We start from the raw sequence: 14,326 nt of genomic DNA on the forward strand, positions 1-14,326 counted from the left end.
AGCAGTGTCCCATGTTACCCGGAGCATCCGCCAGTGCGTGACGCACCGTGTCCGAATCACTTCCCCGTGAAGTCGCCTGACGGAGAGCCCCACCCGGACGAGTCGTCCGACAGCGCTCGGCGGCGGGCGTTTTCCTCGCGTACCCGCTTCACCTCGGCCTCGATGTACTCCTCGTCGTAGCGCTGGAACACGCGCGCCGGGTTGCCCGCCACCAAGGAGCGTGCCGGGACGTCCTTCGCGACCACCGAGTTCGGCTGCACCGTCGCGAAGTCGCCGATCGTGACGCCCGGCATGATCACCACGAGGCCGCCGATGAAGCAGCCCTTGCCGATTTTCACCGGCTTGCGTTCGATCAGGTCGCTGCCGGAATGGTTTTCCAGCGCCATGTTCGCGAGCCAGCTCGAATGCGTGAACACCAGCGTGTTCAGCCCGATGCTGGTGTGCTCTCCGATTTCCAGCCCGCCGCTGGCGTCGAGGGTCGCGCCCTCGCCGACCCAGCAGTGCTCGCCCATCGTGAGGTTGTCCGGGCTGACGATCTTGACTCGCTCGCGCACGCGGCACGACTCCGGCAGGCCGTAGAACGCGGCCCGCTCGGCGTCGTTCATGTACTGCGCGACGAGGTCGTTCAGGATCATCGGGCGCAGCCGGTTGCTGCGCTCGTCGTCGAAGAACATCAGTTGTCCGCCACCAGTTTCGTGAGCACCCGCAGGTGTTCCTCGGCCACTACGTCCAGTCCGAAGTTGTCCCGGACCATCGAGGCTTCCCGCTCGGCGATCCGCGCGCGTTCCTTCGGATCGTCCAAAAGGGACAGCACGGTGGACTTGACCGCCTCGGAATCGTTCGGCCGCACCAGCAGGATGTTCTCGCCGTTGTGCAGTTCGATGCCCGGGTAGTTGTCCTCGGTGACCGACGCGATGGTCGCCGTGCCGGACAGCATTGCCTCCAGGGACGCGGTGCCGCAGCCGCCGTTCAGGTCGTGCGTCACGATGTCCGCCGCCGCGAAGTACGCGGGTACGTCCGCCTTCGGCACCGCGCCGGTGACGATCAGTGCGTCGGCTACGCCCAGTTCCTTGGCTCGCTGCTGGAACGCGTCGTGGTACACCCGGCCGACGATCACCACGCGCAGGCCGGGGTGCCGCTCCAGAATGGCGGGCAGCGCCTCGATCAGCGGCAGGCGGTTGCGCAGCGGGATCACGTGTCCGAGCGACACGATCAGCGGCGCGTCCCCGATCTCCAGTTCCGCGCGCACGTCCTTGGTCACCGGCTTGGCGAAGTGCCCGGTGTCCACCGCGATCGGGAAGTACTCGGAGTTGTCGTCGCTCGTGCCGTAGCGCTCGACGCAGTAGTCCACGCCGAGCTTGTCGAGGATGACGAAGCGCGGGCGCAGGTACTTCAGCACCGGGTTCACCAGCATCGCGTCGAGCGCCCGGAACACGCGGCCGTACATCTTGTTCTCGCTGATCAGCAGCGTGTGGATGGTCAGGAGAACGGGCAGCTTGTGCCGGCGCGCGTAGATGCCGACCATCCAGGACAGGTCGAAGAACTGTCCGTGCAGGTGCACCGCGTCCGGCTTGAACTCGTTCAGCAGCTTCCACAGCCGCCGCCAGTTGCCCGGCCGCATCGACGCGAACGTCATGTCGAAGTCGATCGACAGGCCGAGCTGCGGCATTTTCACCGCGGGGAGGCGCACGACGCGGTAGCCGTCGCGCTCCTCTTCCGCCGGCGCGTCACCGTAGGCAGCGGTGATCGCCAGCACTTCGTGTCCGGCAGCCGCGTACTCGGCGGCCAAGGAGGCCGACATGTGCGCGCTCCCGCCCACGCGCGGCGGGAAGAAGTTGTTCACCACCACGATCCGCATGGGCTTTCCCTCGGCCGGGCCCGCAGTGCTCATTACGCATTCCCCTCGGAAGACGCGCCGACGGCGAGGCTCACTCGGAGTCCCGCACCAACGCGCGCATGCCCTCTTCGACGGTGATCTGCGGCTCCCAGCCGAGCACCTCGCGGGCCCGGGTGATGTCCGCGGCGCGGCGGGACACGAGGACGTCGCGCTTGTTGAACACCGGCTCGACGTCGACGCCGACCGCCTCGATCAGGATCTTCGCCAGGGTGGCGATCGAGGTGTCGATGCCGGTGCCGATGTTGATCGGCAGGTTCGACTGCTCCGACTCCAGCGCGGCGACGACGCCCTTGGCGAGGTCGGTCACGTGCACGAAGTCCATCGACTGGTCGCCCGCGCCGTCGATGATCGGCGGCTGGCCGGCGCGCAGGCGCTGGATGAAGTGGTTGATGACCGAGGTGTAGTACGCCTCGATCTTCTGGCCGGGGCCGTACACGTTGAAGAACCGCAGCGCGTTCCAGGACAGGCCCTTGGTGCGCTCGTAGAAGCCGAGCAGGTCCTCGCCCGCGCGCTTCGAGATGCAGTACGGGGTGAGCGGGTTCAGCTTGTCGTCCTCGTGCATCGGCAGCTTCTCCGGCTCGCCGTACACCGAGGCGCTGGAAGCGAACACCAGGCGCTCGACGCCCTCGTCGGCCGCGGCCGCGAAGACGTTGTTGTTGCCGACCATGTTGATGTCGATCGACTCGCCCGGGTCCGCGATCGACTTGTTGATCGACACGGTGGCGAAGTGGATCGCGTGCGTGCAGCCGCGCATGGCCTCGCGGACGCCGACGCCGTAGCGCACGTCCTTCTCGACCAGTTCGACCTTGCCGGTGGCGACGAACTCGTTGACGCGGTCGCGGTCGCCGCGGGTCATGTTGTCGAAGATCCGGACCGTGTAGTCCTTCTCCAGCAGGATCGGGATCACGTGCGAGGCGATGAAACCGCCGGCGCCGGTGAAGAAAACTTTCTTGTCGGACATGGGTTCTCCTCAGGGAGGTCGGCGGGTCAGGAAAGAGCGGACACGGCTTCGCGCACGGTGGTGACCACGCGCTCGACTTCGCTGTCGGTGAGTTCCGCGTGCATCGGGATCGCCAGCTGGCGGCGGAAAGCGTCGGCGGAGACGGGCAGCGGCTGCTGCTCGCCGTACACCGGCTGCAGGTGGGAGGCGTAGGTGCCGAAGTTGCACTGCACGCCCTGTTCGCGGATCCGCAGGGCCAGCGCGTCGCGGCTGATCTCCGGGGCCACCGTCATCAGGTAGGCCTGCCACGGGTGTTCGCGGTCGGGAGCCTCGACCGGCACGGTCAGCGCGTCGACGTCCTCGAACGCCTCGTGGTAGCGCTTGGCCACCGAACGGCGGGCGGCGAGCAGGTCGGGCAGCCGGTCGAGCTGGACGCCCATGATCGCGGCCTGGATGTCCGACAGCCGGAAGTTCCAGCCCAGCTCGTGGAAGGACGGGATCGGCAGCGTGTCCGAGCCTTCGCGGCTGATCGCGGGCTCGATGCCGTAGGTGTGGATCTTGCGCGCGTGCGCGATCAGGTCCTCGCGGTCCGAGACCAGCGCGCCGCCCTCGCCCGCGGTGATGCCCTTGCGGCCGTGGAAGGAGAACGCGGCGAGGTCGGCGAGGCTGCCGGCCGGGCGGTTGCGGTAGGTCGCGCCCGCGGAGCAGGCGGCGTCCTCGAACAGCCACAGGCCGTGCTTGTCGGCGATGGCGCGGTACTCGTCGAAGTCGCCGGGCTGGCCCGCGACGTCGACGGCGAGGATGCCGACCGTGCGCGGCGTGATGAGCGCTTCGATCGCGGCCGGGTCGGCGCTGAAGATGTCCGGGCGGATGTCGGCGAAGACCGGCTTCGCGCCGGCCTGCAGCACGGCGTGGCCGGTCGCCGGGAAGGTGTAGTCGCCGACGATCACCTCGTCGCCGGGCTGGACGCCGAGCACCTTCAGGCCCAGGAACAGGGCGGAGCCGCAGTTGCTGGTGGTCAGAGCGTGCGCGGTGCCGGTCAGCTGCGCGAACCGCTCCTCGAAGCGACGGCACGCCGGGCCCGCGCCGGCCAGCCAGCCGGAACGGAACACTTCGGCGACGGCTGCGAGCTCTTCGTCGCCGACGGTCGGCTTCCCGAGCAGGACGGGTTCGCCCACTGTAGATCTCCTGTGCATCGGGGTGTCCCGCATTGCGCGGGGTCGCGCCAAAGTGTATAGAAGTCGCGTTTGCCTCCTGTTTCGGGGACAGAACCCACGGGTAAGCACCCGTTCCGGGCATAGGCTCACGGGATGCGGATCGGGGTGCTGGGGGCCGTCGTCGCTTGGGACGGCGCGGGCGGGACGGTCGCCGTGGGCGGCCCGCGAGGCCGGGCGCTGCTCGCGTTGCTCGCGGCGGACGCCGGGCGGTTCGTGTCCGCCGAGCGGCTCATCGACGGGCTCTACGGCGAGGAACCGCCGGACGGCGCGGCCAACGCGCTCCAATCGCAGGTTTCGCGGCTGCGCGGCGCGCTGAAACTGCCGATCGAACTCACCTCGGCGGGGTACTGCCTCCGGATCGAACCGGACGAAGTGGACGCGCACCGGTTCGAGCGGCTGGCCGGCGAGGGCCGTCGCGAACTGGCCGAGGGCGACCCGACGCGGGCCAGCGACCTGCTCGGCGAGGCGCTCGCGCTGTGGCGCGGACCGGCGTTCGCCGACGTCCCCGCCGCGGAGGTCCAGGCCACCCGGCTAACTGAACTGCGCGCCGAGGCGGCTGCCGACCGGGTCGACGCGGAGATCTCGCTCGGCCGCGCCGCCGACGTCCTCGACGAACTGCGCACCGCCATCGCCGAGAACCCGCTGCGCGAGCGGTCGCGGGCTCAGCTGGTGCGGGCACTGCACGCCGCCGGACGGACCGCCGAAGCACTGGCTGCGTTCGAGGACGCCCGTCGCACGCTCGCCGACGAACTGGGCGCGGACCCTGGTCCAGACCTCACCGAGGCGCACCTGGCGGCCTTGCGCGGCGAGTCGGCGAACGCCGCGACGCCGTTGCCCGCGCAGCTCACCAGCTTCGTCGGCCGGGACGGCGAACTGCGGCAGGTCGCCGATCTCCTGCGCCAGGCCCGGCTCGTCACGCTGCTCGGTCCCGGCGGGACCGGGAAGACCCGGCTGGCCGTCGAAGCCGCGGCGGACGCGGGACCGTGCGTCTTCGTGGAACTGGCCCCGCACGTCGCCGACGACGTTCCGCAAGCCGTCCTCACCGCGCTCGGCCTGCGCGAGGGCGCCCGCGGTCGCCAGGACCCGGTCGACCGCCTCGTCTCGGCCTTGCGCGACCAGGCGACGTTGCTGGTGCTGGACAACTGCGAACACGTCATCGCCGCGGCCGCGAGGTTGGTCGCGCAGCTGCTGCCCGCGTGCCCCGGGCTGCGGGTGCTGGCGACGAGCCGGGAACCGCTCGGGATCACCGGCGAACAGCTCGCCCCGATCCCCCGCCTCGCCGTCCCACCGCCCGACGCACCCCACGTGGAGACCTATCCCGCGGTCCGGCTGTTCCTCGACCGCGCCCGGGCGAGCGACCCCGCGTTCCGGCTGACCGACGAAACCGCGGCCGACGTCGTGCGGATCTGCACCGCGCTCGACGGCCTCCCGCTCGCGCTGGAACTGGCCGCCGCCCGCGTGCGCACGCTGCCGGTCGCCGACATCGCCGCCCGGCTCGACGACCGCTTCCAGCTGCTGGCCCGCGGCAGCCGCACCGCCGACGAACGGCACCGGTCGCTCCGGGGTGTCGTGGAATGGAGCTGGGATCTCCTCGATGACGACGAACGCCGCCTCGCCCGTCGGCTGACCGTTTTCACCGGCGGCGCGACGCTCGCGTACACCGAGCAGGTGTGCGACGTCCCCGTCGACCTGCTCCCCGAACTCGCCGACAAGTCGCTCGTCGAACCGTCGAGCGGGCGCTACCGGATGCTGGAGACGATCCGCGCCTTCTGCGCGGAAAAGCTCGACGCCGCAGGCGAGACCGAACGCTTCCGGCACGCCCACGCGCAGGTTTTCCTGCGGCTCGTCGAGGAAGCCGACCCGAAGCTGCGTACCGCGGACCAGCTGGACCGGCTGCGGAAAATCGACGCTGAGTACGACAACATCGTGGCCGCGCTCCGGTGGTCGGCCGCGGCAGATCCGTCGACCGCGTTGCGGATCGCCGCCGCGCTGTCGATGTATTGGTGGCTGCGCGGACGACGTTACGAAGGCGCGGCGCTGTCGATGGAAATCGTGCGCCACTGCCAAGCGGAGCCGCCGGAAGGACACCGCGAGCAATTCCTCATGTGCCTGCTGACCGCGATGGCCGGCGCCCCGGAAGCCGCCGAGACGGCGAACTATCGGTCCTATGTGGAGCGGTACTTAGCAGAAAGCTCCTGGACCCCGGAGCATCCGATGATGCTCATGCTGTCCGGCGTCGTGCTCGGGCCGCCCGACGACGAGGACGCGCGGCTCCGGCTGTCCGGGCTCGAAAAGCATCCCGACCCGTGGCTCACCGCGCTCGTGCCGATGGGCGACGGTCTGCGCGCGATGCTCGCCGGGGAACTCGACGAAGCCGAACGCGGTCTGCGAGAAGGCGAAGCGTGCTACCGGGCGCTCGGCGAACGCTGGGGGCTGTCGATGGCGCTCGACCACCTGTCGCAACTGCTGGTTTTGCGCGGCCGCCACGAGGAAGCGCTCGCCGCGATGACCGAGTCCCTGTCGCTCATGCAGACGCTCGGCGCGACCGACGACTACGCGGACCTGCTGTGCCGTCGCGGCGACAGCCGAGCGTTGCGCGGCGACCTCGCCGGCGCGAAGGCCGACTACGAGCGAACCGTCGAACTCGCTCATCGCACCGGAATGCCCGAGACGCGAGGCAGCGGTCACGTCGGCCTGTCCGGCATCGCCCGCCGCTCCGGAGATCTGGCCGCTGCGCGGGCGCTGGCCGAGCAGGCGCTCGCCGAATGCGCGGCGGACTCGTTCTCGGCCGCCATCGTGCGGGCGGCCGCGTCGATCGCGCTCGGCTGGATCGACGTGGCCGAGCACCGCCCGGAGGATGCCCGCCGACGGATGCAGCTCGGCGTCGAAACCGCGCACCGCTGGCATGACCACGGGTCATTGGCCACCGCGTTCGAGGGCGTCGCCGGGGTCTTCGCCGAGGAGGGCCGGTTCGCCGACGCCGCCGCTTTGCTCGGCGCGGCGGCCGCGGTGCGCGGGGCCGCCGTGCCCGGCCAGCACGATGTCGCGCAGGTCACCGCGGCCGCGGAGAAGGCGCTCGGACCGGATGGGTTCACCGCCGCGTACACCGCCGGTAAGCAGCTAGAACCGCATCAACGCCTCGCGTTGGCCGGATTGTCCCCGGTTCAGTGAACGGGTACCACGCCGTCGGGGGGTACGCAGCGCCGCACCGGAGCGCGTAGCCTTCCCTGCCGTGCGGAACGTAGTTGTGATCGGTGGGGGAATCGTCGGGCTGTCGGTCGCGTGGGAGCTGTCCCAGCGCGGCCAGGACGTGACGGTGCTCGAAAAGGAAGCTCGCTGGGCGGCGCACCAGACCGGGCACAACTCCAACGTCGTGCACGCCGGGCTCTATTACAAGCCCGGTTCGTTCAAGGCGCGGATGTCGGTCGGCGGCAACCGGTCCATTGTGGATTTCGCCAGGCAGTACGGGGTGCCGGTGCAGGTGTGCGGCAAGCTCGTCGTGGCGACCCGCGAGGAGGAGATCCCCGCGCTGGACACGCTCGCCGAACGGGCCGAGGCCAACGGCGTGCCCGCCAAGCGGATCACGCCCGCGGAGGCCCGCGAGTACGAGCCGGAGGTGTCCTGCGTCGCCGCGCTGCGCGTCGAGTCGACCGGCATCATCGACTTCCCCGCGGTGTGCGCGGCGCTCGTGCGGCTGCTCGACGAGGCGGACGCGGACCTGCGGCTGAACACCCCCGCGCTGGGCATCCGCCCGGCTCGCGGCGGCGGGGTCGAGGTGGCCACCGGCTCCGAGGTGCTGCACGCCGACGCGCTGGTCAACTGCGCCGGTCTGCACGCGGACCGCGTCGCCGAGATGGCCGGCATCACGCCGAGCGCGCGCATCGTGCCGTTCCGCGGCGAGTACTACGAACTGAAGCCGGAGCGCCGCCACCTCGTGCGCGGCCTGATCTACCCGGTGCCGGACCCGACGCTGCCGTTCCTCGGCGTGCACCTGACCCGCATGCTGGACGGCAGCGTCCACGCGGGCCCGAACGCCGTGCTCGCGCTGCGCCGCGAGGGCTACCGCTGGGCGGACGTGTCGGTGAAGGATCTCGCCGACGTCGCCCGCTTCCCCGGCGCCTGGAAGCTCGCCCGCAAGTACGCGTACCCGACCGGCCTCGAAGAGGTGCTGCGGTCGTTCTCGAAGAAGCGCTTCGCCGCCAGCCTCGCGCAGCTCGTGCCCGCGGTGACCGAGGACGACATCGTCCGCCACGGTTCCGGCGTCCGGGCACAGGCGCTGCGCCCGGACGGTTCGCTGGTGGACGACTTCCTCATCGAGTCCACAAAGGACCAGGTGCACGTGCTCAACGCGCCGAGCCCGGCGGCGACGAGCGCGCTGGAGATCGCCAAGTACATCGCCGACCGGGTGACCGACTGAACCGTCCGATGTAGACGGTTCAGGAAGGCAGATTTCCCGACACCATCGGGATTCCGGCCTTGATCGCGTCGCACGCCTTGGTCTTGTCGGCCAGCTGCCCGCTGACGATCTGGATCGAGGCGGTGTCCGAAACCGGGAGCCCGGCCGCGCAGATCACGCCGCCGGAATCGTTGAAGTTCGGGAACAGCGACCACTTCCGGCCGTTCACGTCGATCTGCTCGGTCGGCGCGACCTCCATGCCGGGCCAGCGTTTCAGCGGAACGTCCGGCCCGACCCAGACCTCGAACGGCTTCTGCCCGCCGTCGCCGTCGGTGTCCTTCCACAGGCAGTAGGTCACGTTCGGCGAGATGACCTTGGAGCTGTCGAGTTCGCCGTTCGGCACCATTTTCAGCTGCTGCGCCTGCTCGGGCTTCAACAGCTGGCACGGGTTGACCGACGCGAGCGGCCCGGTCGGCGCGGTGCCCTCCGGCGGCGTGCTCGGCGCGATCGACGGCGCGGGCTGCCCGCCCGGCAGATGCGCGGCGACCTGCGGGATGACCTTCTTCGCGCGTTCGCACGCCTGCGCGTCGTCCGGATAGGACACGCTCACGAAGGCGAACGACTTCGGGCCGAGCGTCGTGTACAGGTCGCAGCTGCCGTTGATGAACCCGGCGTAGCGCGTCCACGGGAAGCCGCCGAGCTGTACCGGGTCGGCCTTTTTGAGGGCACCCTGGAGGTAGTCGTCGAGGCTCAGGTCCACCGACCAGCCGACGGACATGACCACCGTGTGGTCGGTGTCCGTCCCGGTCCACAAGCACATCGCGGGCGCGCGCTGTTCCTTGCGCGCCTTCACCGACCGGCCCGGCGGCTTGTAGCCGAGCCCGGCGAGCTGCTTCGCGTCGAGAAGCTGGCACGGCTCGACGACCGGCGTGACCGGCCCCTGCCCCGGCACCGGCGAAGCCACGCCGCTCACCTGCTGCGTGCACCCGGCGAGCAGCATCGCGACCGCCGCCAGGGCGACCGCCGCTTGTTTGCACCTCATCAGCTGCCTCCTCCGCTCCGCACCCTACTGAGCAGCGGCGTTCCGCACCTGCGGAACGCGAAGGAAGGACCGGAGATCACGGTTTCGGCACCGCGCGCCGCAGGACGAGCGCGGAAACCCCGGCGGCCGCCACGACCACCGCGGCGGCGGCGATCGCGATGGCCATCGTGGTTCCGTTCACCTGCGGCCGGAACGGATGCGAGTTCGGCACCAGCAGGATGACGCCGGAGCCGATCGCCGCGAGCAGCAGACCGAACAGCCAGATCCGCAGGGCGCCTTGCCGGAGCGTCGCGAGGAACTGCGCGTCCGCGGACCGGAACATCGGCCGCCGATCCCGCCCCCGGGCCAGCATGACCCCGTTGACGACGAGGCAGAACGCCGCGCCGCCGATCGCGATCAGCCCGAACCGGAACGACGCGTGCGTCCCCTTTTCCGCGGCGAAGAGCAGCCAGCCCGCGACCGCGAGCACGGCGAACGCCAGCGCATAGTCCACTGTGGCCAGCGCACCGGCCTTGCGCAGAGCGGGGATCAGGGCTCTGTCGGATTCCATCTGAGGTTGTCTCGCCTTCGCGAAGTTCAGCGCTTGACCGGCTCCAGCACCTCAAGCCCGCCGAGGAACGGACGCAGCGCCACCGGCACCCGGACCGAACCGTCGGGCTGCTGGTGGTTCTCCACGATCGCGACGATCCAGCGCGTGGTCGCCAGCGTGCCGTTCAGGGTGGCGGCCGTCTGCGGTTTGCCGTTGTCGTCGCGGTAGCGGACGGACAGCCGGCGGGCCTGGAACGTGGTGCAGTTGGACGTCGAGGTCAGCTCGCGGTAGGTCTCCTGCGTCGGGACCCACGCCTCGCAGTCGTACTTGCGGTAGGCGGACGTGCCGAGGTCGCCGGTCGCGGTGTCGATGACCCGGTACGGGACCTCGATCGCGGCGAGCATGTCCTCTTCCCAGCCCAGCAGCCGCTCGTGTTCGGCCTCCGCGTCCTCCGGCTTGGCGAACACGAACATCTCGACCTTGTCGAACTGGTGCACCCGGATGATGCCGCGGGTGTCCTTGCCGTACGACCCTGCCTCGCGGCGGTAGCACGACGACCAGCCCGCGTAGCGGCGCGGACCGGCGGCGAGGTCGAGGATCTCGTCCGAGTGGTAGCCCGCGAGCGGGACCTCCGACGTGCCCACGAGGTACAGGTCGTCGTCGCGCAGCCGGTACACCTCCGACGAGTGCGCGCCGAGGAAGCCGGTGCCCGCCATGATTTCCGGGCGGACCAGCGACGGCGTGATCATCGGCGTGAAGCCGTTCGCCGTCGCGCGTGCCACGGCCATGTTCAGCAGCGCGAGCTGCAGCTGAGCGCCGACGCCGGACAGGAAGTAGAACCGCGAGCCCGACACCTTCGCGCCGCGCTCCATGTCGAGCGCGCCGAGGCCTTCCATCAGGTCGAGGTGGTCGCGCGGGGCGAAGTCGAACGACGGCACCTCGCCGACGGTCTTCAGCACCGCGAAGTCGTCCTCGCCGCCGATCGGCGCGTCCGGGTGCACCAGGTTCGGCAGGATCCGGAACAGCTTGTCGAACTCCTCCGACGCCTCGTTCTGCTCGACCTCGGCGGCCTTGACCTGCGCCGACAGGTCCTTGGCGCGGGCGAGCAGGGCGGGCTTGTCCTCGGCGGAGGCCTTCGGCACCTGCTTGGACACGGACTTCTGCTCGGCCCGCAGCTTGTCGGCGGTCGCGATCGCAGAGCGGCGGCGCTGATCGAGGTCGAGCAGCTTGTCGACCACTCCCTCGTCCTCGCCACGGGCACGCTGCGACGCGCGCACGGCTTCCGGGTCTTCGCGCAGAGTCCTGGGGTCAATCACGGACAGAAGGGTAGTCGCAGGCCAGCCGTGGCTTCGACGCGGTTTCCCGTACACACTGTGCGCCGCCCCGAAGACAACCCGACAGTCTGATCGTTGTCGCCCGTTTCCCGCGCTCCCCATACTCGCTAGAACCCGGAGCGGAGGGAACTCACATGACCGACGACCTGCTCGCGCGCCACCGCGCGGTGCTCCCGTCCTGGATGTCCCTGCTGTACGACGAGCCGATCGAAATCGTGCACGCGCAGGATCGCCGTCTGACCGATTCCACCGGCCGCACCTACCTCGACTTCTTCGCCGGCGTGCTCACCAACGCCATGGGCTACGACGTCCCCGCGATCAGCGACGCGGTCCGCAAGCAGCTGGACACCGGCGTCCTGCACACCTCGACGCTGTACCTGATCCGCTCGCAGGTCGAACTCGCCGAACGGATCGCGCGGCGCTCCGGCATCCCGGACGCCAAGGTGTTCTTCACCAACTCCGGCAGCGAGGCCAACGACACCGCGCTGATGCTCGCCACCCAGTACCGCCGCAGCAACCAGGTGCTGGCGATGCGGAACTCGTATCACGGCCGGTCGTTCGGCACGGTCGCGATCACCGGCAACCGCGGCTGGTCGGCGTCGTCGCTGAGCCCGATCAAGGTCAACTACGTCCACGGCGGCTACCGCTACCGCAGCCCCTTCCGCGACCTGCCCGACACCGCCTACATCGACGCCTGCGTCGCCGACCTGGTCGAACTCCTGGAAACCGCCACCGCGGGCGACGTGGCCTGTCTGATCGCCGAGCCGATCCAGGGCGTGGGCGGCTTCAGCTCCCCGCCGGACGGCCTGTTCAAGGCGATGAAGGAAGTCCTGGACGAGCACGGCATCCTCTTCATTTCCGACGAGGTCCAGACCGGCTGGGGCCGCACCGGCGACCATTACTGGGGCATCGAGGCCCACGACGTGGTGCCGGACATGATGACCTTCGCCAAGGGGCTCGGGAACGGCCTGGCGGTGGGCGGCGTGGTCGCCCGGGGCGACGTCATGGACTGCTTCCAGGCAGAGTCGTTCTCCACTTTCGGCGGCAACCCGGTGTCCATGCAGGGCGCGCTGGCCGTCCTCGACTACATCGACGAGCACGACCTGCAAGCCAACTGCAAAGCCCGCGGCGACCAGTTGATGCGCGGCCTGCGCGCGGCGAACAGCCCCTACGTCGGCGAGGTGCGCGGCAAGGGGCTGATGATCGGCGTCGAACTGATCGAACCGGGCACCACGACGCCGAATACCGCTGCCGCCAAGCAAATGCTGGAAGAAACGAAAAAGCGCGGGCTGCTCATCGGAAAGGGCGGGCTGCACAAAAACGTCCTGCGGATCGGGCCGCCGATGACGCTGACCGAAGCCGAGGCGGCCGAAGGACTGCAGATCCTGCTCGATTCGCTGGCCGCCCTGTCCTGACCGCTCGCTCCGCCCGGTTTTGTCGTACCCCGGTGCGAAGATCCGTGCTCGTGAACACCGAACAGTTCTGGGCCCTGATCGACGAGGCACGCGGCCAGGCCTCCGCACCGGAAGACAGCTACGACGTAGCCGAACAAGCCTGTACCTTGCTCGCCGCGCGTCCGCGGGAGGAGATCGTGGCCGCCCAGCAGATCGTCTGGGACCTGCTGGCCGACTCCTACCGCGGCCCGCTGTGGGCAGCCGCCTACCTCGCCAACGGCGGCTGCTCCGACGACGGCTTCGAGTACTTCCGCGGCTGGCTGGTCCTGCAGGGCCGGGAGGTCTTCGAGCGGATCGTGGCCGCCCCGGACGAACTGGCCGAGTTGCCCGCGGTGCGCGCGGCCGCCGCGGACGGCGAAGAACTGGAGTGCGAAGCCACCCTGGGCATCGCCTCGAGCGCGCACATCGACGCGACCGGAGAGGAGCTTCCGGCTGACTCGTTCACCATCCGGTACCCGCCGCTGGATCCCGAGTGGGAGTTCGACTACGAGGACGCCGAAGAGATGCGACGCAGGCTGCCCCGGCTCGCCGCGGCGTACCTGAACTGATCCCTGCTGTGCAGGTGCTGTCCAGTCAGCGTCGCACGAACCGCGCCACGTGCTCCGCGAGCGTCTCCCCCGCGTCCTCCTGCAGAAAGTGCCCAGCCCCGGCCACCGTCGGGTGGTCCAGACCAGCTGCCCCGCGCATCGAACGCTGCAGAATCGGCCCCATCGCGCCGGTGATCGGGTCGCCGTCCGAGAACGCGCACAAGAACGGCACGTCCAAATCCGTCAACGTCGCCCACGCCGCCCGATTGGCGTCCGACGCCGGATCGTCCGGTCGCGTCGGCACCAGCCCCGGCATCGCCCGCGGCCCGGCCTTGTACATCTCGTTCGGGAACGGCGCGTCGTAAGCCGCCCGGATGTCCTCCGACAGCGGCGTCTTGCACCCGGACTGCACACACCGCCCGACGTCCAGAATCTGCGCGCCCTCCACGGCTTCCCGGAACTTGTGCCACACCGGCGGCATGTCCACGTCCCCGGTCGGCAGCCCGGTGTTGGCCGCGACCACCCCGGCGAACCGCCCCGGATGCTCAGCCACCAGCCGCAGCCCGATCAACCCGCCCCAGTCCTGCCCGACGACCGTGACCCCTTCGAGCCCGAGCACGTCGAACGCGAACCGCCGCATCCATTCGACGTGCCGCGCGTACGTGTGGTCGACGATCTCCGCAGGCTTGTCCGACCGGCCGAACCCGACCAGGTCCGGGGCGATCGCCCGCAGCCCGGCATCGGCCAGCACCGGAAGCATCTTCCGGTAGAGGAACGACCAGCTCGGCTCGCCGTGGAGCAGCAGAACGGGCGGCCCGTCCGCGGGCCCGGCCTCGACGTAGCCGACTCTGATCAGCCCGCCGTCCGGGTCGGACAGGTCGGTGTACTGAGGTTCGAAGGCGAAATCGGGCAGGTCCGCGAACCGGTCTTCCGGCGTCCTGAGGAGTCGCACGGTTCCCACGTTAGTGGGAACGGGACCGCGCGGCAGTG

Annotated in this window: 12 protein-coding genes; 4 read left to right on the forward strand and 8 right to left on the reverse strand. The window is 70.0% G+C overall.

Translation table 11 applies throughout. The features are described from left to right. Window positions 1-56: 56 nt before the first annotated feature. Genes EIZ44_RS06270 through EIZ44_RS06285 form a run of 4 tightly spaced genes read right to left on the reverse strand, consistent with a single transcriptional unit; the run spans window position 57 to window position 4,033 of the window. A complete protein-coding gene (locus EIZ44_RS06270; protein ID WP_134727961.1) occupies window positions 57-674 on the reverse strand; it encodes an acyltransferase in 618 nt (205 codons plus the stop codon). Then, window positions 674-1,891, reverse strand: a complete 1,218-nt coding sequence (locus EIZ44_RS06275; RefSeq protein ID WP_235147060.1) for a glycosyltransferase family 4 protein — start codon at window positions 1,889-1,891, stop codon at window positions 674-676. The genes EIZ44_RS06270 and EIZ44_RS06275 overlap by 1 nt, the downstream gene beginning before the upstream one ends. Window positions 1,892-1,928: 37 nt before the next feature. Continuing rightward, window positions 1,929-2,858: an NAD-dependent epimerase/dehydratase family protein gene (locus EIZ44_RS06280; protein WP_043837832.1), complete on the reverse strand. Its 930-nt coding sequence runs from the start codon at window positions 2,856-2,858 to the stop codon at window positions 1,929-1,931. 26 nt (window positions 2,859-2,884) lie between these two features. Further along, window positions 2,885-4,033, reverse strand: a complete 1,149-nt coding sequence (locus EIZ44_RS06285) for a DegT/DnrJ/EryC1/StrS family aminotransferase (protein ID WP_134727962.1) — start codon at window positions 4,031-4,033, stop codon at window positions 2,885-2,887. A gap of 114 nt (window positions 4,034-4,147) precedes the next feature. Between EIZ44_RS06285 and EIZ44_RS06290 the strand changes: the two genes are divergently transcribed. Continuing rightward, window positions 4,148-7,225, forward strand: a complete 3,078-nt coding sequence (locus EIZ44_RS06290; protein ID WP_134727963.1) for an AfsR/SARP family transcriptional regulator — start codon at window positions 4,148-4,150, stop codon at window positions 7,223-7,225. Window positions 7,226-7,286: 61 nt separating this feature from the next. Further along, a complete protein-coding gene (gene lhgD / locus EIZ44_RS06295; protein WP_037807063.1) occupies window positions 7,287-8,471 on the forward strand; it encodes an L-2-hydroxyglutarate dehydrogenase in 1,185 nt (394 codons plus the stop codon). A gap of 19 nt (window positions 8,472-8,490) precedes the next feature. On the opposite strand, the gene EIZ44_RS06300 is transcribed toward lhgD, so the two are convergent. The 3 genes from EIZ44_RS06300 to serS all read right to left on the reverse strand — a co-directional run bounded on the left by EIZ44_RS06300 (window position 8,491) and on the right by serS (window position 11,337). Next, a complete protein-coding gene (locus EIZ44_RS06300; RefSeq protein WP_134664470.1) occupies window positions 8,491-9,492 on the reverse strand; it encodes a DUF3558 family protein in 1,002 nt (333 codons plus the stop codon). 76 nt (window positions 9,493-9,568) lie between these two features. Further along, a complete protein-coding gene (locus EIZ44_RS06305) occupies window positions 9,569-10,042 on the reverse strand; it encodes a hypothetical protein (RefSeq protein ID WP_134664472.1) in 474 nt (157 codons plus the stop codon). 26 nt (window positions 10,043-10,068) lie between these two features. Continuing rightward, window positions 10,069-11,337 carry a serine--tRNA ligase gene (gene serS / locus EIZ44_RS06310; RefSeq protein WP_078870231.1) on the reverse strand — a complete coding sequence of 423 codons (1,269 nt, stop codon included), beginning with the start codon at window positions 11,335-11,337 and terminating at the stop codon, window positions 10,069-10,071. A 152-nt stretch (window positions 11,338-11,489) separates the two neighbouring features. Here serS and EIZ44_RS06315 point away from each other — a divergent pair, with 152 nt between their 5' ends. Together EIZ44_RS06315 and EIZ44_RS06320 are read left to right on the forward strand one after the other, a co-directional pair. Further along, window positions 11,490-12,770, forward strand: coding sequence for an aspartate aminotransferase family protein (locus EIZ44_RS06315; RefSeq protein ID WP_037807052.1), 1,281 nt, complete (start codon window positions 11,490-11,492; stop codon window positions 12,768-12,770). A gap of 50 nt (window positions 12,771-12,820) precedes the next feature. Beyond that, window positions 12,821-13,357, forward strand: a complete 537-nt coding sequence (locus EIZ44_RS06320) for a DUF4240 domain-containing protein (RefSeq protein ID WP_134727964.1) — start codon at window positions 12,821-12,823, stop codon at window positions 13,355-13,357. Window positions 13,358-13,382: 25 nt separating this feature from the next. Here the strand turns inward: EIZ44_RS06320 and EIZ44_RS06325 are convergent, their stop codons facing one another. Beyond that, on the reverse strand, window positions 13,383-14,297 hold the full coding sequence (locus tag EIZ44_RS06325; protein WP_134727965.1) for a haloalkane dehalogenase: 915 nt from the start codon (window positions 14,295-14,297) through the stop codon (window positions 13,383-13,385). Between the last annotated feature and the right edge of the window lie 29 nt (window positions 14,298-14,326).

Source organism: Amycolatopsis nivea, from assembly GCF_004522235.1.
GTDB classification, from domain to species: domain Bacteria; phylum Actinomycetota; class Actinomycetes; order Mycobacteriales; family Pseudonocardiaceae; genus Amycolatopsis; species Amycolatopsis nivea.

Coding starts and splice junctions, on each gene's coding strand:
- EIZ44_RS06280 (WP_043837832.1), bottom strand. CDS start 2,858: ATGTCCGACAAGAAAGTTTTCTTCACCGGCGCCGGCGGTTTCATCGCC.
- EIZ44_RS06315 (WP_037807052.1), top strand. CDS start 11,490: ATGACCGACGACCTGCTCGCGCGCCACCGCGCGGTGCTCCCGTCCTGG.
- EIZ44_RS06275 (WP_235147060.1), bottom strand. CDS start 1,891: ATGAGCACTGCGGGCCCGGCCGAGGGAAAGCCCATGCGGATCGTGGTG.
- EIZ44_RS06285 (WP_134727962.1), bottom strand. CDS start 4,033: ATGCACAGGAGATCTACAGTGGGCGAACCCGTCCTGCTCGGGAAGCCG.
- EIZ44_RS06290 (WP_134727963.1), top strand. CDS start 4,148: ATGCGGATCGGGGTGCTGGGGGCCGTCGTCGCTTGGGACGGCGCGGGC.
- EIZ44_RS06305 (WP_134664472.1), bottom strand. CDS start 10,042: ATGGAATCCGACAGAGCCCTGATCCCCGCTCTGCGCAAGGCCGGTGCG.
- EIZ44_RS06300 (WP_134664470.1), bottom strand. CDS start 9,492: ATGAGGTGCAAACAAGCGGCGGTCGCCCTGGCGGCGGTCGCGATGCTG.
- EIZ44_RS06270 (WP_134727961.1), bottom strand. CDS start 674: ATGTTCTTCGACGACGAGCGCAGCAACCGGCTGCGCCCGATGATCCTG.